Annotated in this window: 19 protein-coding genes and 1 pseudogene; 3 read left to right on the forward strand and 17 right to left on the reverse strand. The window is 39.8% G+C overall.

Features of this window, described 5'->3' with window-relative positions; genetic code table 11:
* Positions 1 to 47 precede the first annotated feature (47 nt).
* From BM097_RS00690 to BM097_RS00710, 5 genes are read right to left on the reverse strand one after another with little or no spacing between them, the layout of a single operon-like run.
* Positions 48 to 2,618: a translation factor GTPase family protein gene (locus tag BM097_RS00690; protein ID WP_090544902.1), complete on the reverse strand. Its 2,571-nt coding sequence runs from the start codon at positions 2,616 to 2,618 to the stop codon at positions 48 to 50.
* Positions 2,618 to 3,484, reverse strand: a complete 867-nt coding sequence (locus tag BM097_RS00695) for a YitT family protein (RefSeq protein ID WP_090544904.1) — start codon at positions 3,482 to 3,484, stop codon at positions 2,618 to 2,620. The genes BM097_RS00690 and BM097_RS00695 overlap by 1 nt, the downstream gene beginning before the upstream one ends.
* The gene (locus BM097_RS00700) at positions 3,474 to 4,796 is read right to left on the reverse strand and encodes an RsmB/NOP family class I SAM-dependent RNA methyltransferase (protein ID WP_090544906.1); all 1,323 of its coding nucleotides are present in this window, start codon (positions 4,794 to 4,796) and stop codon (positions 3,474 to 3,476) included. The genes BM097_RS00695 and BM097_RS00700 overlap by 11 nt, the downstream gene beginning before the upstream one ends.
* Positions 4,796 to 6,556, reverse strand: a complete 1,761-nt coding sequence (argS, locus tag BM097_RS00705; protein WP_090544908.1) for an arginine--tRNA ligase — start codon at positions 6,554 to 6,556, stop codon at positions 4,796 to 4,798. Before argS ends, BM097_RS00700 begins: the two co-directional genes overlap by 1 nt.
* 13 nt (positions 6,557 to 6,569) lie before the next feature.
* Positions 6,570 to 7,076: a QueT transporter family protein gene (locus tag BM097_RS00710; RefSeq protein ID WP_090544910.1), complete on the reverse strand. Its 507-nt coding sequence runs from the start codon at positions 7,074 to 7,076 to the stop codon at positions 6,570 to 6,572.
* Positions 7,077 to 7,194: 118 nt separating this feature from the next.
* On the opposite strand from BM097_RS00710, the gene BM097_RS00715 reads away from it, so the two are divergent.
* On the forward strand, positions 7,195 to 7,572 hold the full coding sequence (locus tag BM097_RS00715) for a thioesterase family protein (RefSeq protein WP_090544912.1): 378 nt from the start codon (positions 7,195 to 7,197) through the stop codon (positions 7,570 to 7,572).
* A gap of 45 nt (positions 7,573 to 7,617) precedes the next feature.
* Here the strand turns inward: BM097_RS00715 and BM097_RS00720 are convergent, their stop codons facing one another.
* The 3 genes from BM097_RS00720 to BM097_RS00730 are packed head-to-tail and all read right to left on the reverse strand — an operon-like array spanning position 7,618 to position 11,314.
* Complete coding sequence (locus BM097_RS00720; RefSeq protein ID WP_090544914.1) at positions 7,618 to 8,871, reverse strand: ABC transporter permease; 1,254 nt, start codon at positions 8,869 to 8,871, stop codon at positions 7,618 to 7,620.
* Positions 8,872 to 9,600 (reverse strand): ABC transporter ATP-binding protein, encoded by a 729-nt coding sequence (locus BM097_RS00725; RefSeq protein ID WP_242944629.1) that lies wholly within the window; start codon positions 9,598 to 9,600, stop codon positions 8,872 to 8,874.
* Positions 9,578 to 11,314, reverse strand: a complete 1,737-nt coding sequence (locus BM097_RS00730; protein WP_090544916.1) for a permuted SH3 domain-containing protein — start codon at positions 11,312 to 11,314, stop codon at positions 9,578 to 9,580. Before BM097_RS00730 ends, BM097_RS00725 begins: the two co-directional genes overlap by 23 nt.
* 179 nt (positions 11,315 to 11,493) lie before the next feature.
* Here BM097_RS00730 and BM097_RS00735 point away from each other — a divergent pair, with 179 nt between their 5' ends.
* Both BM097_RS00735 and BM097_RS00740 read left to right on the forward strand, forming a co-directional pair.
* Positions 11,494 to 12,204, forward strand: a complete 711-nt coding sequence (locus BM097_RS00735) for a response regulator transcription factor (RefSeq protein ID WP_090544918.1) — start codon at positions 11,494 to 11,496, stop codon at positions 12,202 to 12,204.
* Positions 12,201 to 13,553, forward strand: coding sequence for a HAMP domain-containing sensor histidine kinase (locus tag BM097_RS00740; RefSeq protein WP_090544920.1), 1,353 nt, complete (start codon positions 12,201 to 12,203; stop codon positions 13,551 to 13,553). Before BM097_RS00735 ends, BM097_RS00740 begins: the two co-directional genes overlap by 4 nt.
* On the opposite strand, the gene BM097_RS00745 is transcribed toward BM097_RS00740, so the two are convergent.
* The 9 genes and pseudogenes from BM097_RS00745 to trpD all read right to left on the reverse strand — a co-directional run bounded on the left by BM097_RS00745 (position 13,546) and on the right by trpD (position 25,292).
* On the reverse strand, positions 13,546 to 14,349 hold the full coding sequence (locus BM097_RS00745) for a hypothetical protein (RefSeq protein ID WP_090544922.1): 804 nt from the start codon (positions 14,347 to 14,349) through the stop codon (positions 13,546 to 13,548). The two genes, BM097_RS00740 and BM097_RS00745, sit on opposite strands and share 8 nt — an antisense overlap.
* Entirely contained in the window at positions 14,342 to 18,529 is a 4,188-nt protein-coding gene (locus BM097_RS00750) for a S8 family serine peptidase (RefSeq protein WP_090544924.1), read from the reverse strand. The genes BM097_RS00745 and BM097_RS00750 overlap by 8 nt, the downstream gene beginning before the upstream one ends.
* Before the next feature lie 296 nt (positions 18,530 to 18,825).
* Positions 18,826 to 19,392: an anthranilate synthase component II gene (locus BM097_RS00755; protein WP_090544926.1), complete on the reverse strand. Its 567-nt coding sequence runs from the start codon at positions 19,390 to 19,392 to the stop codon at positions 18,826 to 18,828.
* Entirely contained in the window at positions 19,389 to 20,882 is a 1,494-nt protein-coding gene (trpE, locus tag BM097_RS00760; RefSeq protein WP_090544928.1) for an anthranilate synthase component I, read from the reverse strand. Before trpE ends, BM097_RS00755 begins: the two co-directional genes overlap by 4 nt.
* Entirely contained in the window at positions 20,872 to 21,648 is a 777-nt protein-coding gene (trpA, locus tag BM097_RS00765) for a tryptophan synthase subunit alpha (protein WP_090544930.1), read from the reverse strand. Before trpA ends, trpE begins: the two co-directional genes overlap by 11 nt.
* Positions 21,641 to 22,870: a tryptophan synthase subunit beta gene (trpB, locus tag BM097_RS00770; protein ID WP_242944630.1), complete on the reverse strand. Its 1,230-nt coding sequence runs from the start codon at positions 22,868 to 22,870 to the stop codon at positions 21,641 to 21,643. Before trpB ends, trpA begins: the two co-directional genes overlap by 8 nt.
* Positions 22,865 to 23,434: pseudogene (locus tag BM097_RS16895) on the reverse strand (phosphoribosylanthranilate isomerase); the annotation flags it as partial. The pseudogene BM097_RS16895 and the gene trpB, both read right to left, overlap by 6 nt.
* Before the next feature lies 1 nt (position 23,435).
* Complete coding sequence (gene trpC, locus BM097_RS00775) at positions 23,436 to 24,215, reverse strand: indole-3-glycerol phosphate synthase TrpC (RefSeq protein ID WP_090544934.1); 780 nt, start codon at positions 24,213 to 24,215, stop codon at positions 23,436 to 23,438.
* Positions 24,216 to 24,224: 9 nt separating this feature from the next.
* Positions 24,225 to 25,292: an anthranilate phosphoribosyltransferase gene (trpD, locus tag BM097_RS00780; protein ID WP_090544936.1), complete on the reverse strand. Its 1,068-nt coding sequence runs from the start codon at positions 25,290 to 25,292 to the stop codon at positions 24,225 to 24,227.
* Positions 25,293 to 25,390 lie beyond the last annotated feature (98 nt).

Here is a 25,390-nt window from a genome sequence, read left to right on the forward strand (position 1 = left end):
ACCTGCATTATATAGAATAAGTGTGGATATATTGTTAAAAGAATTCTTTATTTAATATCGTATTCCTCTCTGAGTTGATTTGCTCTTCTGCTAACCTCTTCAATAAACTCCCTTGAAGATATTAGTCTGGCGCCAGCTCCTCTGATAATAATTTGTTCAAGATAATCTGATGTAACTACAGTAATATCATACTTCTTTCCATGCTCATGAGTGAATCTTTCGATGTAGGCATCGGCAGTCTGAGCCTCTGCTGTAAACACCTGATGGATGTTTAAATAATCCGATGCAGACACCTCATGTCCTTTTACCTTATAGGCATCAAATACAGCGATTACCTCGTAATCTGTCATAGCCTTGTAGTTGCTAAGAATATCTAAAAGCTTTCCTCTGGCACCATCTAAATTTACATTCAAAACCTCCTTCAGTTCAGGCCATGCGTAAATAAGATTGTAGCCATCTACCAGTAAATATTTCTGCCTTGGCTTAACCTCCTTTGGGGCTGTATAGACATAATCTGAATCCACTCTTCTTGGTCTGGAAGAATCACCATAATGCCATCCCTTTTTAGGATTTTTACCATGATTGCTGTGGGTAGCCATTCTTAGAATATTATCGATTTCATCTGGGTCTAGCCACTCGTCTACTCCGTGGTTCATTCGCTTCATGTTAATAGGAGTATCATACATTTCATCAATGGAATCCTTGTTTTCAAAGCATGGCACATGGCACTTTTCCTTTACCTGATTCCAAGGCACTATAACCCCTGCACCATGAGAACAGAAAACTGAATCTGCTGGATTATCAATATCCGCCTCTGGATTATATCCAATAGCATCTATTACCTCCTGAGGATTCTTACAGATATCATAATGAGCATTGTTTAGTGCTATCTGTCCCATTCCCTTAGTAAAGGTGACAAGGGTTGCCTGATAATTTCTGATTCCTACAGCAGGTGCAACACCAGTGATTCTTGATTCGCCTCCTAAATCCTCTGGTACCTCGAAGCTTCCACCCATGTTTTCTATATCAGTCATAACCCTGCCTATCTGATTAGAAGGAAGTGTAATTTCAAAATCAAAATATGGCTCTAGAATTTCAGTACCAGCCTCCATTAATCCTTGTCTTATTGCACGATATGTAGCCTCTCTAAAATCACCACCTTCGGTGTGCTTGATATGAGCTCTACCGCCAACTATAGTAAATTTCACATCAGTGATTGGCGCTCCTATGGCTGTACCTACATGTTCCCTTTCAAGGATGTGGGTAGTGATAAGTCTTTGCCAGTTAAGAGCCAAATCATCTGTAGAAACATTGCTTTCAACTTCTATTCCGCTACCAGTAGGAAGTGGCTCCATAAGTATATGAGCTTCTGCGTAATGACGAAGGGGTTCAAAATGCCCTACACCCTCCACTGGCTCTTTGATAGTCTCTTTATATAAAACTCCTGCCTCTGTAAACTTCGCCTTTATTCCAAGCTCAGTTTCAATTCTATTAAGCAGAATTTCTGTCTGCACCTCACCCATCAGGTTAAAGGTAATCTCTTCTAGGCTTTCATTCCATTTTACATTTAAGGATGCATCCTCATCGTTAAATGCCATTAGCTTTGGGTAGGCTAAACGCGGGATAGTATCATCCAAAAATTCCAGCTTGTATTTAAGTACAGGTGTAATATTAAGCTCTGGCCTGTTTTCAACAGTGCCAAAACCTTCGCCTGCAAAGGTATTCTTAGGACCAACAAGTGCTACTACATCACCAGCTTTTGCCTCATCCACCTGATTATATTTATTACCCGAATAGATTCTTATCTGATCTATTTTCTCGCCGTTTGGAAGAAGTCCCTTTACCTTGATGGAACCAGCTGATAGCTTTATAAAGGTAAGACGTGAATCCCTTCCTAGGCTTTCTATTTTGTACACCTTTGCCCCAAAATCAGCATTTAATAGACCGCTTTTTTCATTGCTGTAGTGGTCGCTAATGCCCTTCATAAATGAAAGAAATTCATCCACATTTTCATTTTTCAAAGCCGAGCCTGTGATAACAGGGAACAGCTTTCTATCGAGAACCATATCGTATATACGATAGTTAGATATTTGCTCCTTCTCCAAATATTCCTCCATGGCAGCCTCATCCTCCATGGCAATATCCTCTTGATTTGAAAGCAAATGACATGATTTAGAAAGCTTTTCCTTTAAATCATTTATAACAAAATCCTGGTTAAAGCCAGCCATATCTGCTTTGTTAATAAAGATAATGGTAGGAACATTGTTCTTTTCAAGCAAAGAAAAAAGAGTCTTTGTATGAGCCTGCACACCATCTGTTCCGCTGATAAGAAGGATTGCAAAATCTAAGGCCCAAATGGCTCTTTCTGTTTCTGTTGCAAAGTCCACATGTCCTGGAGTATCAAGCAAAGTAAGCTTCTGTCCCATGTATTCAAATACAGCCGGCTTTGAAAAGATGGTAATTCCCCTATTCTTTTCCTGCTCGTCTGTATCTAAAAAGGCGGACCCCTTGTCTACTCGACCAAGGTCCGCCAAAACTCCAGCGTTATATAAAATTGCTTCTGAAAGTGTAGTCTTGCCCGCATCTACGTGAGCAAGAATTCCCCAAGTTGTATTCATTAATTATATCCTCTAAAGCCTTTTCCTATAATTTCGCTACTGTTTGTAATTGCTATGAATGCGCCTGGCTGATTGCGTCTGATATAGTTTTTAAGCTCTACTGCCTGCTGACGCTTAAGGATTGTAAGTATAACTGTCTTTTCAGTGTGACCGTATGCTCCCTCAGCCTTATATACTGTTGCACCCTTTCCTAAATCGTTCATGATGAAATCCACGATTGGTTCAGGATTTGAACAGATAATTGTAAAGTATTTTGCCAGGTTAATATTCTCGATAGTTTCATCAACTACAAGTGACTTTGCAAGAAGTCCAACAAGTGAGAACAAACCTGTTTCTACGTTAAATACAAGACATGCCAAAACTACGATAATAACATCTGACATGAAAAGTGCTGTACCAATATCTACCTTTGTATATTTCTTAAGAATCATGGCAACAATATCTGTACCACCACTAGATGCACCAAGGTTGAAGAAAACAGCCGATGCAAATGCAGGAAGTGCTATAGCAAACATAAGCTCAAGCACTGGCTGATTGGTAAGTGGTCCATCCATAGGTGCGATTTTTTCTAATATGCTAGGACCAAAGGATACTAAAAGTGTGATATATGTAGTCTTAATACCGAAGGATTTACCTAAGGCGATAAAACCTAAAATTAAAAGTACAATATTAATAACAAGGTTGATATAACCTGGTGTCCTTGGCAAAAGCTGGGCCAACACAATAGAAAGACCGCTGACGCCACCAAATGAAAAATGATTTGGGAACTTAAAAAAGTATATTCCAATAACCATTACAGCTGAAGCAATGGTAAACATAATATACTCGTAAATATCCTGTTTGTGTCTGTAAATCTTATGAATCATATCGTCTAAGTCCCTTCGGGTAATGATTTTTTATTTGTCCTTTGACAGCCTTACCCCATCCAATAGAATAGCCATCCACAGTAATAAGTGTCCAGCCATCCTTAATGCCGTCTATTCTTATGGACTGCCCCAAAAGATAATCCTTTATCTCTTGGCTATCTGTGGCAAAAGCCACCGAATTACATACCTCATCTGCCTTAAGTGCTAAAGCCAAGGCATGACTAGGTTCAAATCTGTTTTTCTTGAGAGTTCCAAGGAACAGGCCTCCTCTAAGTACATGAAGCCCACTGAAATCTGGACATTCATCAGGCAGCCTGTAAAGCAAATCGTTTATAAGAAGCAGATTGTTCTTCCATTCCTTAGGCTCCTTTAATGTCTCCTTTATAAAGGCATAATAATCCACTAACATTTTATCACTAGGACGATTGATATCATAGTAATTTCTATCACCGTCAAATGTGCCGCCTTTTTCCAAAAGACATGCATAGTGGCCCTCACCCTTGTCCTTATGTGGCCATAATCTACGCTCCTCTACAACCTTCATATCTGGGTGTCTTTCTACAAAGGCTGCTACTGCCTCCTCATCCTCTGCCTTTGCAAAGGTACAGGTGCTGTAGCACATTCTGCCTCCTGGCACCAGCATTTCGTATGCTCTATCTAATATTTCAGCCTGACGGTCGGCACACATCTGAACTGAATCAAGAGACCATTCATTACATGCGTCATGATTCTTTCTAAACATACCTTCACCAGAGCATGGTGCATCCACCATAATCTTGTCAAAGTACTCTTCAAACTTTTCAGCAAGCTTATCAGGATATTCAGATGTTACGATACAGTTTCTGATTCCTAGGCGCTCTACATTTTCTGAAAGAATCTTGGCTCTGTTTTTCATTGGCTCGTTGGAAACAAGAATGCCCTCGCCATTTAGATAGCCTGCTATCTGGGTGGATTTGCCACCAGGTGCGGCGCAAAGGTCAAGACAAATATCACCTGGCTTTGGAGAAAGCATTTCTACAGGAAGCTGTGCTGATGCATCCTGAATATAATATACTCCAGCAGCATGATATGGATGGATTCCAGGACGACTATTTTCATCATCATAATAGTAGCCGTTAGGACTCCACTCAACCTGCTCTTCAAGCATTGAGGCTATATTTTCTTTTGCCTTTTCGTCCGATTTTATAGGATTAAATCTTAAGGCAGATATTTTGCTTTCCTCAAAGGAACGCAAAAACGCATGGAAGTCAGGACCTAAGTCCTGCTCCATGCGATTAATAAAATCAATTGGTAAAAACGAATTATCAACCATTACATACGCTCCGGTGCATTAAAGCCAAGTAAGTCAATAGACTTTTCAAGTACGCTACGTGTAAGAACAAGAAGCTTTAAATAGCTTGCCTTTGTAGCTTCGTCTTCCTCAGCTAAAATCTTTGTGTCATGATAAAATCTATTAAATGCGTTTGCTAAATCATAAATATATGCGCAAATCTTGTGAGGTGCCATATCCTCGTAAGCTGATGTAAGAGCTGCCATAAACTTTGTAAGTTCAAGCTGTAATCCACGCTCAGAATCAGAATGAGCTGGAAGGATAGCTCCTTCAATGCTTTCTACTCCTGCTTTTGCAAGAATTGACTTACATCTTACGATTGTGTAAAGGATGTATGGACCTGTGTTTCCTTCTGCAGATGTGAATCTGTCGATATCGAAGATATAATCCTTTGAAGCCTGGTTTGATAAATCACCATATTTAACTGCTGAAAGACCAACAATCTTAGCTGTCTTTAAGGCATCCTCGTCGTTCATTGTGCCGTTTTCTTTAATCTTCTCAAGCATCTTATCCTCTACTTCCTGAAGAAGATACTCAAGACGCATAACGCCACCCTGACGTGTCTTGAATGGCTTGCCATCCTTGCCGTTCATAGTACCAAAGCCTACGAAGTAAAGGTTCTTATCTGCTGGAACGATGCCAGTCTTTTTAGCACAACGGAATACCTGTGTAAAGTAAAGCTCCTGACGCTTATCTACAACGTAGATGATTGAATCTGGGTTGTAGTCCTTCATACGCCAAACCATTGTAGCAAGGTCTGTTGTATTGTAAAGTGAAGCACCATCAGATTTAAGAATCATACATGGTGGAACTTCCTTTGTATCTGTTTCTTCCTTAACATCAACAACTAAAGCGCCCTCTGAAATGTAAGCAAAGCCGTCGTCCTTCATCTTCTGAACCATATCAGGGATGTAAGGCTGTGCATCGCTTTCGCCCTTCCAAAGATCAAAAGTAACATCAAGCTTTTCATAGTTTCTCTTAAGGTCTGTAACTGAAACATTAAGAATATGTGTAAGAAGTGCCTGATAACCCTTTCTTCCGTGCTGAAGCTCGTATGTGGCTGTCATGGCAGCTTCCTTATATGCAGGGTCTTCCTTTGACTTTCCTGAAGCACAAGGATAAATCTCCTCAAGCTCTGAAATAGTAAATGGTGGCTCTGTTGGGTATTCTCCATCATAAGCTTCATCGAAATAGCAAAGCTCTGGCTTACGAAGCTTTAATTCAGTAATGATAAGTCCCATCTGAAGACCCCAGTCTCCAAGATGAACATCACCGATAACCTCGTCACCCATAAAGCGAGCTGTACGCTTAATAGACTCACCGATGATAGCTGAACGAAGGTGTCCAACGTGAAGTGGCTTAGCAACGTTAGGTCCGCCGTAATCAATCATGACCTTCTTAGGTGTGGCAACCTTATCTACACCAAAACGCTCTGTGTCAGCTGCCATGTTTGAAACAAATTCAGATATAAATTCATCTGAAAGGTTCATGTTAATAAATCCAGGTGGGCATGCCTCGCACTTTGAAAACATTGCATTTCCTGCAAGCTTTTCTACTACTTCGTTAGCAATAGCAATAGGGGCCTTCTTGTATTCTTTAGCTGCTGCCATAGCGCCGTTGCACTGGAACTGGCATAAATCAGGTCTGTTTGAAAGTGTAACCATTGCATATTTTTCATCATAACCTGCAGCTGTGAAGCCCTTAATAACTTCGTCCTTAATCTGCTGAAGAATTTCTTTCATTTTGTCCTCCGAATTAATTGTTTTCCTTTTCTTCTGTATTTCTGAATATGAAATATCTCTGTGGCCAAAGTGCAACCTTAAGAATCATACCAAGAATACAAACGCTGATAATCTCTCCAACGCATACTGTTACAACTAAGAACCAATATGCATCAGGCAATCCATAAGCGAATCTAAGTACTAATGGAATTATAACACCATTTGCGATAACTGGTGGTAATGTAAATAAAAATTTAGTTTTTCTAAGGTAATAAGTACCGATTGCACCAAGTAATGTAGCAAGACTTCCAAAAACAATATCGTAGATAGCACATCCAGTAATGATGTTAGAAAGTACACAACCTACGAAAAGTCCAGGAATTGCTGCTGGTGTAAAAATAGGTAAAATACAAAGAGCCTCAGATATACGAATCTGAATTGCACCATTTGCAAGACCGAATGCATTGATAAATACTGTCAATACAACATAGATGGCTGCGATCATCGCACCCTGACATAATAATAATACTTTTTTATTCATTTTTATACATCTCCTAGTTTTGATTTAAGTGAGGATGGTTACGAACTCACGGTGTTGAATTATAGCACAAAAATGGCTATTATACAAACCATAGAACATACGAAAAGAGGAGAAACTAATGTTAGAAATTGGAATGAAAGGTAGCTTAAAAACTACAGTAACAGAACAAAACACAGCTAAGACTTTCGGAAGTGGTGCATTAGATGTTTTTGCCACACCAGCAATGCTTGCTCTTATGGAGGAAACCTGCTGGAAGATGATTCAGCCAGAGCTTGCCGATGGGGAAGGCAGCGTTGGAACAAGGGTTGATATCAGCCACGACCGCGCTTCAGCTATTGGTCACACTATCACATGTGAGGCCACTCTTGTAGAAATCGACCGTCGCCGTCTTGTTTTTGAAGTAACCTGCTTCGATGGAGACAACGTAATCGGCAAAGGAACTCACGAACGCTTCATTATTAATAATGAAAAATTCATGGAAAAAGCCCTGGGTTAATCCAGGGCCTAGGGAGAATGAGTTTGCTCTAATATTACGTCCATTCTATTCGTAACGAAGAGCATCTATTGGGTTCATGTTGGCCGCGTGCTTGGCTGGGGAGTAACCAAAGAACACGCCTATGGCCATTGAGAACCCTACGGATAAATAGATACTTGCAAATGAAATATGTGGTGTATAGCCCATAAAGTGGACTGCCACATTTCCTAGGACTAAGCCTAGAACTATACCGATGATGCCGCCTATCAGGCATATGATAATTGCTTCGCTGATAAACTGAAGCATAATCATACTATCTGGTGCACCAAGGGCTTTTCTTGTACCGATTTCTCTGGTACGTTCTGTGATGGATACAGTCATAATGTTCATTACGCCGATTCCACCTACGATTAATGCGATTGCGGCAATCATTGAAATTGCCATAGTCATCTGATTCATAGTCTTTGTATTTTCTTCAATCATAGACTGATTGCTGTAAGCGTCCACCATGAATTTATCACCTAAGTTGCTAGCCATAACCTCTGTCAGATATTCTTTTATCTGGTTTGATAGCTCTGAGGCATTCACTCCATCTGCTGCAACTACAGTACACTCAAAAAATGCTTCATCATGAGAAAAAGCCCATGCCCTCTTTAGTGGAATATAGGCATTAGTAGTAATGTTTTTGTTTCCACCTCTGGCACTTCCAGCCTGTTCATAGTGATAAATTCCAACTACTGTAGCATTCAGATATTCTTCATTTATATTAATTTCAATTTCCTTACCAAGGAAATTCTCTGGCTTGTATTCCTTGCCATAAAGCTGCTCAATAAATTTATCTGAAACAATGATTGTATTTTTACCCATTGAATAATCAAATTCATTAAAGCTGTTTCCATTAATCAGCTTTACCTTGTTAGCCTTGTAGTAACCTGCGCTTGTTCCGGTAATGTTTATATTTGCCTTTTTGCCATCCATTACTACACTTCCAGCGCCTAGCTCTTCTTCAACAGATATACCACTAATTTTATCCTTAAAATGCTCTGAAAGCTTGTGCAAAGCCTCTGGTCGAAGCCTCATATTCTCGTAGTCTGCTTCCGTAATATCTGCTTCCCAATCTATAGGATTTACATAGATGGTGATGTTTTGAACACCATAGCCCTCTAGCTGTTTTTTTACATCAGCAGTCATGGAATTACCAACAGTCATAATGGCAATAACGGCGCAAACACCAATGATAATACCAAGCATTGTAAGAAAGGCACGCATTTTGTTGGCTTTAATGCTTATGATAGCAAGCTTACAATTTTCTTTAATCATTTATGCCACACCTTCCTTGTCATTTATTTTTTCTGAAATGATGTTGCCATCACTGATGGTTATAATTCTAGGAGTTTCTGCTGCAAGCTCGTTTGAATGAGTGATAAGCACAATAGTCTTACCCTGTTTTTCGTGAAGCTCGTGGAAAATATCCATTACAAGACGTCCTGTTTTAGAATCAAGAGCACCTGTAGGCTCATCTGCAAGAATGATATCCGGGTCATTTGCCATAGCACGAGCAATGGCAACACGCTGCTTTTGTCCACCTGAAAGCTCATCAGGTGTGTGATGCATTCTCTCTCCCATTCCTACCATTTCAAGAAGCTCTATAGCCCTAGCTCTTCTCTTCTTTTCAGAAATTCCAGCATATAACATAGGCATTTCTACATTTGCAATAGCATCTGTTCTTGCTATCAGATTATAGGTCTGAAATACAAACCCGATATGTTTATTACGTAAAGACGATAACGCTTTGTTAGGAGCCTTTGATATATCTACTCCGTCAAGTATGTATTTTCCAGATGTTTGTCTATCCAGGATGCCTAAGATATTCATAAGTGTACTTTTACCAGAACCTGACTGTCCTACTATGGATACGAACTCTCCTTTTCTAATATCAAGATCTATTCCATGAAGAATCTCCAGCTCGTTAGGAGTACCTACATAGTAGCTTTTCTTAATGTCTCTGGCCTGTAATAAAATATCATTACTCAAAATAGATACCTCCATCTGCTCCCATATCATCAAGCACTGCATCAGCACTTCCATCTAATCCTGCTTCGATAATTACATCGCCTTCCTTAAGCTTGCCATCCTTTATTTCTGTATAGAAATCGTCTGAGATTCCTACAGTAACTGTTACATTCTTTGTACTTGCATCAGCCTTTTGAACTACAACATATTTGTTGCCATCTGCATCTGTCTGTAAATCAGTAGTAGGAACTACTAATGCATTCTTGGCATTTGCAGTAATAAATGTCATTTTTGCAGTCATACCTAGGCGAAGGTTTTCATTAGTATTATCAAGTGTCACGTCTACTCTATATGTGGCACGGCTCTTTGAAACTGATGCTGTAGAAGATTCTCCTTCTGTAGTCTTAGTACTATTCTTTGTCGCTGTGGGTGATACGAAGGATACTGTTCCCGCTAAGATTTCGTCTCCTGTTGCATCTGTTTTAATCTGAACCTTCTGGCCAACTGCTATCTGTGGAATCTGTGCCTCATCTATGTCTGCTGTTGCCTTAAGGCTTGTGACATTGTCGATAACTACTGCGTCTGTTCCAGAATATGTCTGGCCCTTTACGATATTTACATTTGTTACTGTTCCGTCCTGGCTGGCACGAACTACTGCCTTTGAAAGCTCTTCCTTTGATTTAGCAATTTCCTGTTCAGCCGAAAGTGTGTTGGCCTTTGATGAAAGCTCGTTAGCCTTTGCTGCCTGATACTGAGAAATGATATTGTTGTTGGCAGTGTTTTGTGTATTTGCAGCTGAAGCTGATGCTGCATCTAAGGCTCTGGCTGATGTTGCTGCAGAATCCTTTGCCGACTGTAAGCTTTGTTCAGCAGACTGTCTTGCGCTAACTGCACTGTCATAAACTGTCTTTTTATTATCTCTATCTACCATGGCACTGTTTAAGCTAGCCTTTTCAGCCTCTAAGTTTTTCTTTAACTCATCTGTATTTGTAGTGGCATCTGCTGCATCGATTTCCTTTTGGATATCCTTTACCTTACGCTGCAATGAACTAACAGTGGCATTAGCATTATCATAAGCGCGCTTAGCATCGTTTTCTGCATTTCTACTGCTATCTAGCTGAGAGTTACTTACAGACTGATTTCTATCTGCAGCGTCCTTGTCCTGCTTAGCCTGAGCCAGGCTTCTGTTGGCATCGTTTACCTGAACTGCACCAGAATCCTTTGCATCCTGTAGTGCCTTGTCAGCGTTCTGCTGTGAAATGGCATTCTGCTGATTCTGAAGATTCAAAGCCTGCTGCTGATATGAAAGTGTTTCTTCCATAGAAGACATATCTAATTTATAAAGAGGATCTCCAGCCTTTACTACATCTCCAACCTTTACATATACTTCCTCAACAGGATAGCTTCCTGTTACTGTTGCAAACTGTCCGCTTTCTTCTGCGGAAATGATTGTGCCTGTTGCCGAAAGTGTCTTTTGCACATCCTGCTTTACTACAGGTACTGTTGAAAGCATTTCTTCCGCTTCATCAGCCTTTGCCATCACATGTCTCACACCTGTTACACCAGCGAAAGCGCTTAGTAGTAATGCTGCTGCAACCATAGCCGCAACAATCTTTTTATTCAGCTTCTTAAAAAATCTTTTGTCAGCATCAGAGGGTTCTTCCTCTAAGCTTTCATCTATCTCATCATCTAAATACTGTTTTTCCTTATTCCAAAACTTAATATTCTCAAGTACATCTTTTAATTTCATTTATATATTCCTCCGTAGGTTTGTTTAACAACAATACACAGTATGCCATTAAACTCTTAAGAAAAACCTAAGGTAAATCTAAAGAAAACTAAAGAAACAGGATTTTCATATTTAGTTGAAGTTTTTGTGATACTATACAATCAGATGCATTGTAAATTTCATTAAATTACGAGGATAATATGGGAAATCAAAAAATACTTATTGTTGATGACAACGAAGAAATCAGAAATATACTTCATATTTTATTAGAAAGTGAAGGCTACATTATTATAGAAGCTCCTGATGGAGAGACTGCCCTTACTCTGGTAGATGACAGCATCGACCTTATCATTTTAGATATTATGATGCCTGGCATATCTGGTTTGGATGTCTGCAAAAAGATTCGAGAAAGCTATCAGATGCCAATACTGTTTCTTACTGCAAAGGGTACTGATTCAGATAAATCACTTGGCCTTCTTATAGGTGCCGACGATTACCTGTCGAAGCCTTTTTCTCACAGCGAGCTTACAGCCAGAGTAAAATCCATGCTTCGTCGCTACTATGTATATAAAGGAAAGGAAGCTGCCCCAAACGACAACTATTTTACCTACGATATATTTAAGGTAGCAAAAGATAGAAACGAGGTCTTCATTACATCATCCACTGGTGAAGAAACTGCCGTAGATTTATCAGAGCTTGAGTATCAAATCCTGCGCCTTTTAATAGAAAGTCCTGGAAGGGTATTTCCCGCGCAGCTTATATATGAAAGCATTTGGAACGAACCATATTTTTACAGCTCAAATGCCACTATTATGGTTCATATTAGGAACCTTAGAACTAAGATTGAGGATGATCCATCCAAGCCAACACATCTGCTTACTGTATGGGGAAAGGGATATAAATTACAATGAGAAAACTAAGAAAGCTCACAACAAAATCTTTATATATAGAGCTATGGCTCACCATTGGCTTTGCCATGCTAACAGGCTTGGTTATCTTTCTTCTACTACAACAGGCTAATGAGGCCATCTACTCCTCTAAATGGTGCAAAAAGGTATACGTGCAAAAACGATTGGAGGAATCTATTGAGGATTTCAAAGATTATATTGAAAAAAATAATGTAGATGGGGATGACCCCTTGACAATTCAGGCCTGGGGCACACAAAACCCTTACGTATATTTCTACATCGAAAAAAATGGTAAAGTCACCTACAATTTTTTGATGGATTATACAGATCCAGATTCGGACTATAATATCTCAGATGAAGATTTGGAAGAAAGCTATGAATACAACCCTTACGCAAAAGAATACACCATAGACTTTGCTGATGGCCAGTATATAATGCATGTCTTTGAAGATTTTCAATATGATTTATACAACAAAATCCACATTATAAATCTATTTATAGCAGCCATAATAATCATCACTATTATCACTAGCCTTGTTAGAAAAAAGATTCACTACATCAAGGAGGTTACCTCTGGTATCAACATCCTGGAAGGCGGTGATTTGAACTACAACATTCCTGTAAAGGGCTATGACGAAATTGCAAACGTGGCAACCAGCCTTAATTCCATGCGTGTCGCTGTTATTCAGCAGATGGAAAATGAAAAGAAAGCCCTGCAGGCAAATAACAGCCTTGTCACTGCACTGTCCCATGACCTTCGCACTCCTCTTACAACACAGATGGGATATCTGGAAATCCTAAGGGAGCATCACTACAATTCCCAGGAGGAACTAGATAAATATTTGGATACAGCACTTACTACCTGCCACCAGATAAAAGAAATGTCTGATAGATTGTTTGAGTACTTCCTTGCATTTGAGCCTAATCCTAAAAGAACTGATGATGCCCTTGAGGAATTTGATGGAATGGAATTTTTTATGCAGCTTATATCTGAGCTTACTCCTCCTCTAATGGATCAGGGATTTAGCTTTGATTTTAAGGAACCTGCTGAAAACTTCACTATTAAAGTAAATGCAGATGATGTATTAAGAATCTTTAATAACGTATTTACGAATATTGATAAATATGCTGATGAAACAAAGCCTGTAGAAATCAGCTTTGTTAAAGACAAGGATTACGCTACGGTTATATTTACAAATATTATTAGAAATGAACCTAGAAAAAATGAAAGCGCCAAAATTGGTCTTATTAGTATATCAAGTCTTATGAAAAGACAAGGAGGCTCTAGCTTAACTAGAACCTCCAATAATAAGTTTACTTTAGAGTTAAAGTTTCCTGTTGCTCTTAGCTAAATAATCCAAAGAATTTCTTAACCTTGATTGATACAGGAGCTGACTCCTCAGAATATACTCTATTTGCACCACTACCCTGGTATGAAACAACCTTGTAGTAGTATGTCTTGTTGTTTGCAACTGCAATATCATATAGGCTGTTAAGTCCACTAATTGTAGCAAACTTTGTGTACTTGCCATCCTTAGATGTGCTCTTGTAAACAACGTAGCCATCTGCATTTGCATCCTTAGACCACTTTACATATACACCAAGGATTGTCTGGCTGATGCTGTTAATCTGTGGTGTCTTAAGTACAGGTCTACCTACAGATACAACATCCTCTAAATCCTGTGCTGCAACTACATCTGTAGCTTCATTGTTAAGACCAAGAACCTTTGTCTTGATAGTAGTATCCTGTAAAGAAAGACCAGCCTTAACTGTAAACTGAACAGTCATAAGTGTTCCTGCTGCAGTCTTTGGTGAATCGTTAACGAATGCATAAGCGATTCCCTTTGCTTCTTCATTTTCGTAATTCTTATTTACATCAACGTCACTAAACTTAATTCCCTCAGAATCAGATTTAAGAACTAATACATTTGGGTCGTACTCAACAGCAACTCTACCATCAGAAACAGTTGTCTTATCAAGTGTAAGCTTGTATGTAATCTTCTGGCTGTCTGCCTTTCCAGTAGATGTAACTGTTGTGTGTACTGGTGTAACATTTGCAGCCTTAGCCACATTTGTGTAAGGAGTAGATGTAAATAGTGTTAGCGCTGCCATGCAAAGAACGGCTGCTCTCTTTATTGATTTATTCATCACTTTCTTCTCCTCCTGTTGTTTCTTCTTCAGAAGCAGTGTCATCCTCTGATGGTGTCTCATCGGAAGCCTTTTCCTCTGTAGCTTCTTCTGTAATATCTTCAACTACATCTTCTGCTTCTTCCTTATCCTGGTCATCAGTTGTTTCAGTCTTTTCTTCCTCTGTCTTTTCATCAGATTTCTTTTCAGCCTTCTTAACAACCTTAACCTTTACTTCAGCTGTAAGGTGCTTACCCTTCTTATCAGTTGCAAGTGTTGTTACCTTAACTACTGTCTCACCTTCTGCAACTGCTGTGATAACACCGTTTGCTGAAACCTTAGCAATGCTTTCATCATCGCTTGACCATTCAACAAGATTGTAGTTTTCTGCAAGCCACTTAGGACCAACTGTTGCCTTAACCTGTGTCTGCTTTCCTACCTCAAGCTCAACCTCATCCTTGTCAACTGTAATATCTGTTACAAACTTTGTATCAGCATGTCCTGTGTTGTTGAATCTGTAAACTGATCCGTTAAGAGCGTAATCATATACCTCTACGTAGAATACATCATCTGGAGCATCGATAAGGATTTCCATATCTTTATCTGCTTCTTCCTGATTTACAGCGTACTTGCCAATTACAGTCTTCTTATCGCTAGCGATTACAAGAACTGATGCTGTGTAGCGGTTATCGTAAGCTGTGATAGAGTACTTACCATCCTCAGTCTTAACAGCGTCTGTTACTACTGGTGCTGTGTTATCAATTGCCATTGGTGTCTTGATAAACATACCAGGAGCATTAAGTGTAGAAACATCTTCTACATCATTGTAGTAGCTTGGAATTGCCTGAAGTGAAATCTCAACCTCTGTACCATCTGCAAGTGGGTTACCATTAGCATCTGTACCAGCCCAGTTAAGATCCTGTGCTGCAATGTTCTCAAGCCATCTTCCCTTGCTTGCGCTATAGAACTCAGCGTACTGGTCTTTTTCGATATGCTCGAAATACTTCTCTCCGGTATTCTTATCAGTAATTGTAAGAATCAATCTACCAGCATTTCGCATTAATGAGTAATACTGTGCACCAAGCTTTGTTCCATTTTCAGAGCTGATTGCATTTCTATCTGCAATATACTTAGCATCATCTGCAAAGTAATTTGGAATGTAATACTTCTCGTTATCTATTCCAAGTGGATAGATTGAAAGGAAGTTTGTCTTTGAAATGCCTGAATATGTTGCAGCATTTGCAGCGTATTCTGAATTGTGAACATACTCCTCAAAATCAAAATCCTCAAACATTGATGAATCCATCCAGCTTCCATAGAATGCAAGGAATGGAACTGACATGTCAACGCCACCCTTTACATAGATGAAACCATCTACATACATACCATTTTCGAAGCCAGCTAAATATTCTCTATCGCTGTCTGAAAGGTTGATTGCTACATTAACCTTTGTGCTATCCTTTACCTCCACTACTTCAAGTGCAAGATCAGCTACTGCCTCACCGCCCTTAAGCTGCTTAGATAAAGCGTAAACATCCTTTGTATCTACAAGTCCGTCATTGTTGAAATCATAGTATTCCTGATTCTGTTCAACGATAGCAACGTCACGTGAACCGTTAACAACCTGAAGAAGAATCTTTCTATCCTTGTTGTTTACCTTGCCATCATCGTTAAGATCGTAAACAAGCTTTGTATCATCAGCTGTAAGAGTTACTTCTGGGTTAAGCTTGTGTGAGCTTCCTGAAATGTAAGTTGTACCGTTTCTGTCATAAAGCTCTTCTGTAAGTACTGTTGAATCAAGTACATAATACTGTGCATCCTCGTCCATGTTATAAACATCGAATGAGAATGAGTAGTTACCTGACTTTGTTGGGTCATCACCAAGAACTGCCTTAACCTTACCGTCATTGCCTTCCTTGTCGCCTACTAAGATGTAAGCTGGTGATGAAATAGCGTCCTGAACATTTGCAAGACCAGCACCCTGCGAACGAGGAGAATACTCAAGACCTGTCTTATCGTTATCCTCATAAAGTGGTGTTGCAGTACTCATAATAAGTGACTGTGCAAGTGTTCTAATTGAAATGTCGTTCTTTGCAGCAAGGTCATTTTCCTTGATGTACTGCTGTACAAGAGCACTCTGACCTGCAAGAGATGGAGCTGACATTGATGTACCTGACATCTGTCCGTATGTACCATTGTCTCTTGTTGAGTAGATGTTTCCACCTGGGCCTGTAATTTCTGGCTTAAGATCAAGTGAACCTGGAACACCGTAAGATGAGAAATCACTCATTGTATATCCGCCAGGAACATCTCTGTCTGTTGCAACTGCTGTGTTAATCTTGATTGTTCCTTCGTATACGCCTTCAGCAACCTCTTTACCTGTTGCAGCAACTGCTTCACCCTCTGACTGCTTGATAGAAACTGCTGGAATAACAGCTGTGCTTCCCTGCATTGTCATTGTGATTGTGCCAGGCTGATTGTTAACAATAACAATTGCCTTTGCGCCTGCTGCCTCAGCATTCATCTGCTTCTGACCGAATGTGATTGCACCTCTGTATACAAATACAATCTTATCCTTTACATCAACGCCTTCGTAATCAGCTGGCTCGCCTTTAGCGTTAAGGAATACGAATGGATACTCTGTACCGCTCTTGTCCTCTGACACATCAAGTGTTAAGAACTGAGGAGCAAGTGTATCATTTGCATCTGTATAGAAGATGTTCTTTCCATCAGAAAGTGTAAAGTTGTTAGCTGTCATACCGCTATTTACTGCTGATGCTACTGTAAATGCGTTTGTGTATGATCCAGGTGAACCTACTGTATCAAGGTTTACATCCTTTGAAAGGTTCACGCCATAGGTTGAGCTATCAGACCAACGACCTGCATTACCAGCTGAAATAGAAACAACTGTGCTTGTACCTTCAAGCTTCTTGAAGATTTCATTTACATACTCTTCTTCATCAGATGAGTTACCAGCTGCTGATGAGCCAAGACTTAAGTTGATTGCATCTGCCTTAAGAAGAAGTGCATCTTCGATAGCTGCCATGTAATCATCTGTGTAAGCACCACCGTTTGTACCGAATACCTTCATTGAGATAAGCTGTGCATCTGGTGCGATACCAACAACTCCTGCTGTCTCTCTGGCAAAGCCAGTAGCTGAAGCTGCGTTCTTTACATAATAGTTTGCTGTAGCAATACCAGATACGTGTGTACCGTGGTCACCCTGCTCATCATTGTCATGTGTGATGTCAAGATTCTTGTCTACATAGTTAAATGCGAATGGAACTTTGTCATTATTGAAAAGTTCATCTGCTGTAAGTCCTTCGTACTGCTTTGTAGCATTAAGATTTGGAAGGACATTTTCAATTTCGTCTGCATTAAGAAGATTGTAATCAGAAACGCTCTTGCTAGCTGCCTCTGCTGTCTCCTCTAAATGAGCATCAAATGCATCTGCATCAAATGATGGATGATCGATATCGATACCTGTATCGATAACTGCGATACGAGTACCTGCACCAGTGTAGCCTGTAGCCCATGTCTCGTAGCTGCCAACCATATCACCAGATGTGATTGTGTTTGGCTCTGCCTCTACACATGGCTCATACTGTGATGCAACATAAACAGCCTCTACACCATCTACCTTTTCGATAGCTTCGATATCCTTAAAAGCTACATCTGCTGAAATAGCATTTGTAAGGATTGAGAAGTTAAAGTTTACATCCAACTCTTCGCCATCTAAAGCTTCATTAGAAATCTTTTCTACCTGCTTCTCCTGAGCTGCTTCAATTTTGTCAGCGGCACGCATTGCTGATTTATTTTCAGCTAAATCCTCTGTGTCGTACCCCTTATCAAGGACGCTGTCGCCCTCCATTACAATAATTACTCTAGTCTGTTCGTTAGGATCCACTTCCTCATTTGGTGTTTCAACATCCTCACCATTAAGAACTTCTGTAAGATCCTCGAGCCCCTCTTCCTTAGGGTCTACCTTTTCGAAGACTGGTAAATCTTCTGTTGCTTCTTCAGCTTCTGATTCTGCTTCAGACTGAGTATCATCGGCTTTGTCATTAGTTGTTTCAGATACAACTGTCTCATCTACCTGTTCTTCTACTGGACTAGCTACTGCAGTGACTGTTGGCGACATAGCAAGTGCTGCTGCCATAATCACTGACAATACCTTCTTAGGTATCCAGCTTTTTCTCATGTTCTTACCTCCCTTTAATAGAATTTATAAAAACTATCTACCTGAGAAAAAATAGATAGCTTATAGCGAAATTATATAAAGAATATGCCCCGGATATTTTTTAAAGCGTAATTTAATATATTGATTTAAAGCATTATCGCTTTTAAGTGCTAAAGCATGAGGGCCAAAAAATAAATGCGCCTGAAACGCATTTATCAAATCTAATGATAAAAGTATATGTTCAGTCGCATTTAAAGTCAAGATATAATTATATTTTATAACGAATTCTAAAAAATATTTTTACCGTTTAAATATTCTTAACAAGCCAAGAAGTTTTCTAACATCTTCTCACCCTCTGGAGTCATTATTGATTCTGGATGAAACTGCAGGCCGTAGATGTCATAATCCTTATGCTTTACCGCCATTATCTCACCATCCTCTGCTGTGGCAATTACCTGTAGATTGCTTGGTAAGGTATCTGCTTCAGCAGCTAGTGAATGATAGCGGGCAACCTTTATTTCCTCTGGAAGCCCTTCGAATATTTTGCTTCTTGTATCAACAGCTACCTTTGACTGCTTGCCATGCATCAGCTCTTTTGCATAAGATATAGTTGCACCGAAGGTTTCACAGATAGCCTGATGGCCTAAGCATACACCCAATATAGGAAGCTTTCCTTTGAAGTGGGCGATTACATCCTCGCAAATTCCTGCTTCAATAGGTCGACCAGGACCAGGCGAAATGATTATATGACTTGGATTTAATTTTTCTATATCACATAGACGTAGCTCATCATTTCTAACCACCTTTATATCAGGATTGAACTTTCCTACCAGCTGATAAAGATTGTAGGAAAAACTATCATAGTTATCTATAAGTAGAATCATCTAAAACCTCCCTCAGCTTCCTTCACCGCATTTACCACTGCCTTCGCCTTGTTGATACATTCTATCGCTTCTTTTTCTGGTACGGAATCATAAACTATTCCGGCTCCAGAACGGATGCAAATACTATCATCCTTTTTATATACAAGCCTGATTGCGATGCACACATCAAGGTTTCCCGTAAAATCCAGATAACCTACGGCACCACCATAAATGCCTCGCTTGCTTTGCTCTAACTCATCTATAATCTGGCAGGCTCTAAATTTTGGAGCACCTGAAAGAGTTCCTGCTGGAAGGATGGCATCTACTGCGTCTATCGCATCCTTCCCCACTGATAGCTGTCCTACCACAGTGGAGCCTATGTGCATTACATGGGAAAAGCGTTCTATTTCCATGTATTTATCTACCTTTACAGAACCAAGCTTTGCTATTTTTCCAATATCATTTCTGCCTAAGTCCACCAGCATGTTATGCTCTGCCCGTTCCTTTTCATCCCCCAATAATTCTTCCTCTAAAGCCTTGTCCTCGGCGCTGTCCTTGCCTCTTGGTCTGGTTCCTGCCAGTGGAAAGGTGCTGACTACTCCATTATCAACCTTTACAAGTGTTTCTGGAGAGGCTCCTGCAAGCTCAATATCAGAGCTTGAAAAATAAAACATGTAAGGAGAAGGATTGCTGGCGCGAAGCAATCTATAGGTATCAAACAGGCTACCTGAAGCCTTGGCCGTAAGGGGATTTGAAAGCACTACCTGAAAAATATCGCCCTCTTTGATATAATGCTTGGCCTTTATGACCATCTGTCCATATTCTTCATTTGTAAATTTAGGCTTAATATCTGTCTTAAGATGAATTGGCTCGAAGATTTTCTTTACTCCATTTTGAAGAAGATATTTAATCTCCATAAGCCTAAGCATAGCCTTATCGTAGCTTTCAGCTATATCTCCATCTTCTACCATCACCCCGGTAATTAGATAGATTTTTTGCTTAAAATTATCAAAGGCTATTACATCATCAAAGAGCATCAAATCCATGTCCTTGAAATCGTCCTGCTTGTCACACTTTAGTCCCAGCTTTGGCTCGGCATATTTTATATAATCATAGGAAAAATATCCTACAAGACCTCCTGTAAATGTAGGAAAGCCTTCTAGCCTTGGGGTTTTATATTTTGATAAGATTTCCCTTAAGGTATCGTTAGGATGGGTTACCTTTCTTTCTTCTACAAGAGTTTTGTTGCCAGCTTTGTTCTCTTTAATAAGAAGCTGTCCATCCTGGCAGGTGATTTCCAGTTTTGGGTTGAAGCCTAAAAATGTATATCGTCCCCAGGTCTCTGTTTGGCTAGCGCTCTCTAATAAGTAGCATTGATGAGATGCATTTCTTATGATTCGCATCACTTCTATTGGAGTGTACTCATCAGAAAGCATTTCAAGCATCACTGGAATTCTTTTAAACTCTTTATTTTGGGCAAGTTTTATAACCTCATCAATACTAGGATGCATGGTAAGCCTCCTTCATTTCCTTAACAAAGCTGCCTACCTTCGATGGTGCATCCTTTCCATATTCTTCAATCACCCTTACGATGGCCGAGCCTACAATTGCTCCATCTGAAATATCTGCCATTTTTGCAGCCTGCTCTGGGGTGGAAATACCAAAACCAACAGCACATGGCACATCAGTGTTCTTCCTAACCTGTTCAACAAGATTAGCTATACTTTCATCAAGCTTTGTTCTTGCTCCTGTAACACCAAGGCTGGATACTACATATATAAATCCCTTGGCTTCCTTTGCAATCATGTCGATTCGCTCCTTTGAGGTTGGAGCAATCATTGAAATGAAATCCACATCATATTTTGAAGCTGTTTCTTCAAATTCTGCTTTTTCCTCAAAAGGTACGTCAGGTAAAATGATTCCATCGATTCCTACATTTTTACATTTTTCGAAAAATCTACCTGTACCATAGGAAAAGACAACGTTGGCGTATGTCATAAATACAAGTGGAACCTGCACCTTATATCTCACCCTTTTTACCATGTCAAAAACATCATCTGTTGTTATTTTATTTTTCAAGGCACGGATATTGGCGCCCTGGATTACAGGACCTTCTGCTGTTGGGTCAGAAAATGGGATTCCAAGCTCAATCAAATCTGCTCCATTTTTTTCAAGCTCTACAATAATCTTTTCAGTGGTTTCTAAATCAGGATCTCCACATGTGATAAATGGAATGAATGCCTTTTTATTATTGAATGCCTCTGCTATTTTACTCATGGATATCCTCCCCTCTGTAGCGTGCGATTGCTGCACAATCCTTGTCTCCTCTGCCTGAAACTGTAACGATAATAATCTGATCTTTATTCATTGTTGGGGCCAGCTTCTTCGCATATGCGATAGCATGGCTGGATTCGATTGCTGCAATGATTCCTTCTGTTTTTGCGATGTATTCAAAGGCATCTACTGCCTCGTCATCTGTAACTGGCACATATTTTGCTCTGCCAATATCATGAAGATGTGCATGCTCTGGACCTACCCCTGGGTAATCTAAGCCTGCAGAAATAGAGTAAACCGGAGCAATCTGTCCATATTCATCCTGGCAGAAATATGATTTCATACCATGGAAAATTCCGATTCTTCCTGTGTTTACTGTAGCTGCTGTTTCAAATGTATCAATGCCTCGTCCTGCAGCCTCGCAACCAATCAGCTGAACTCCTTCATCCTCGATGTAGTGATAGAAGGAACCAATTGCATTGCTTCCACCACCAACACATGCGATAACTGCATCCGGAAGTCTTCCCTCTAACTCAAGAATCTGTCTTCTGCTTTCCTTTGAAATAACTGCCTGAAAATCTCTTACAATAGTAGGGAATGGATGTGGTCCCATTACAGAACCTAAGCAATAATGTGTATCATCAATACGAGTTGTCCATTCTCTCATTGCCTCTGAAACTGCATCCTTAAGTGTGGCTGTTCCTGATGTAACTGGGATAACGTCTGCTCCAAGAAGCTTCATACGATATACGTTAAGGGCCTGTCTTTCTGTGTCCTCTTTTCCCATAAATACAACACATTCCATTCCAAGAAGTGCTGCAGCTGTTGCTGTTGCAACGCCGTGCTGGCCTGCGCCAGTTTCTGCAATAAGTCTGGTCTTTCCCATCTTTTTAGCGAGAAGTGCCTGGCCAAGTACGTTGTTAATCTTGTGACTTCCTGTGTGGTTCAAATCTTCTCTTTTAAGATAGATTTTTGCGCCGCCTAAGTCCTCTGTCATCTTTTTAGCATAGTATAAAAGGCTTGGTCTTCCTGCATAGTTGTTAAGTAAATCAGTAAGCTCTTTGTTGAATTCTGGGTCGTCCTTGTAATGGTTGTATGCCTCCTCAAGCTCATTTACTGCATTCATAAGTGTCTCTGGAATATACTGACCGCCGTGAACACCAAAGCGTCCTTTGCTCTTTGAACTTGTACCGTCTTTACGAACTGCACTGACAAAGCTAATCATCTTTTCCTCATCCTTCAAATGATTTGTTTCAATTCCTGTGCTTACATCTACTCCAAATGGCTTTGTGATTTCTATTGCAGAAGCCACATTCTCCTGGTTTAATCCTCCTGCAAGAATGAAAGGTCTGTCTATAAATGTCAAAAGCTTTAAATCCTTAATTGGAACTCCTTCACCATTTCCCGCATCAAGCATTATCATATCGGCGTTTGATTTTTCAGCCTTAATCAGCTCCTCTGGAGAGTTGGCCTTAAAGGTTTTGATTACTGGAATGTTGTTATCCATAAGCTCCTTGATGTAATCCTCGTCCTCGTTGCCATGAAGCTGAGCCACATCGATTATATTTTCGTCAAACAGCTCCTCCACCTGTGAGGCTGGAGCATCTACAAAAACACCTACAGCTTTAATTTCAGGATTTAACATGCTTTTAAGCTGCTTTGCTTTTGCTTTAGTCACGTTTCTTCTGCTTTTGTCATAAAAAACAAAACCGATATATTCTGGCTTTAGCTTGTTTGCAGTTTTTATATCTTCTTCTCTTGTCAGTCCACATAGCTTAATAGTAGTCATTTTAAATCCTCCTCAATTCATTTAGCTTAGCTGTTTTGTCCTCTGCCTTCATAAGTGTTTCACCAATTAATACAGCGTCTACCTTTGCTCCTCGTAAAGCTCTTATATCTTCATTAGCGGTTATTCCACTTTCTGATACAAAGATTATGTCTTCTGGAATCAATTGTCTTAGGCGCTTGCTATTGCCTGTATCCACTGAAAAGTCCTTTAGGTTACGATTGTTTACACCTATTATTCTGGCACCTGCCTTAATCGCCATCTCTATTTCTACCTCATCATGTGCTTCCACCAAGGCGCTGATTCCAAGCTCATCGCAAATCTCAATATATTCTTTTATTTGACGTTGCTCTAATATGGCACATATCAGCAGGATTGCTTTTGCCCCTAGTAGCTTTGCTTCATAAATCATATATTCATCGACGGTGAAATCCTTTCTTATGCAAGGAATTTTTACCGTATTTGCGATTTCTTTAAGATAATCATCACTTCCTAAAAACCATTTTGGTTCAGTCAATACTGATATGCAATCCGCCCCAGCCTTTTCGTAATCCTTTGCTATTTGTAAATAGTCAAAGCTTTTTGCTATTACTCCTTTTGATGGGGATGCCTTTTTGCACTCACAGATAAAAGCTATATCGTTTTTACGAAGTGCCTTTTCAAATTCAAAATTTCCCCTTGGCATATTGCATGCTTCTTTTTTTATTTCTTCTAGTGACTTATTTTTCATTTTCTCAGCGACTCTTTGTTTTGCATGCTCTGCCAATTGCTCAAGTATATTCATGGCATCTCCTTAACAAGCTCCATTCACAGCCTTTGAAATCTCATCAATTTTGTCTTCTGATAGTTCATTGCTAACTATTATGAACTTCTCAAGTGTTTCTAAAGCCTTACCTGAATCGATTATTTCAGCTGCAAGCTTTACTCCATCCTTAAAGCTATCTGCCTTTCCTCCGATGTAAAGAGCTGCTCCTGCATTTAAAAGCACTGCATTTCTTTTATGCCCCTTAGCTCCACTTAAAATATCTCTTGTTATTTTTGCATTTTCTTCAGGAGTGCCACCCTTTAAATCATCCTTTGTACATCTTTCAAATCCAAAATCCTCTGGCTCAATAATATATGTTTTGTACCATCCATCATTTATCTCGCAAATCTTTGTTGGAGCTGAAAGCGAAATCTCATCAAGCTTGTCCTGACCATACACAACCATTCCTCTTTTTACCCCAAGGCTTATAAGTACCTGAGCCAGTGGCTCTACCAAATACTCATCGTAAACTCCAAGAAGCTGCATACTAGGTGTAGCTGGATTTGTCAAAGGTCCAAGGATGTTAAATACTGTTCTAAAACCAAGCTCCTTTCTGATTGCTCCCACGTATTTCATGGATGTGTGATACTTTTGAGCAAAGAAGAAGCACATTCCAACCTCCTTTAAAAGCTCCACACATTTTTCAGGACTTTGATTGATATTTACTCCAAGTGCCTCCAAGCAATCAGCCGTTCCGCAAAGTGATGAAGCAGCTCTGTTACCATGCTTTGCCACCTTCATTCCTGCTGCAGCTGCCACAAGTGCCGAAGTAGTAGAAATGTTAAAGCTATGAGCATTGTCCCCACCTGTTCCAACTATCTCAAAAACATCCATTCCTGTTTCAACCTTTATAGCATGCTCTCTCATTGCGGCAGCACAACCTGCAATTTCATCAGTAGTCTCTGCCTTGGCACTCTTTGTAGAAAGTGCAGCAAGAAAAGCCGCGTTCTGTGTTGGAGAGCTTTCCCCACCCATGATTTCATTCATGACTGTGTAAGCCTCCTCATAAGTTAAATCTCCCTTGTTTACGATTTTTACAATTGCCTCTTTAATCATGTTTACCTCCTATTAAAGGCTTCCCCTTTTTAGTGGGAAGCTGTCAGCGTTGCTGACTGATGAGGGTTTCTATCATACTTTTGTATAAAAAAAGTCCT

The organism is Pseudobutyrivibrio sp. OR37 (genome assembly GCF_900113655.1).
Classification (GTDB): Bacteria; Bacillota; Clostridia; order Lachnospirales; family Lachnospiraceae; genus Pseudobutyrivibrio.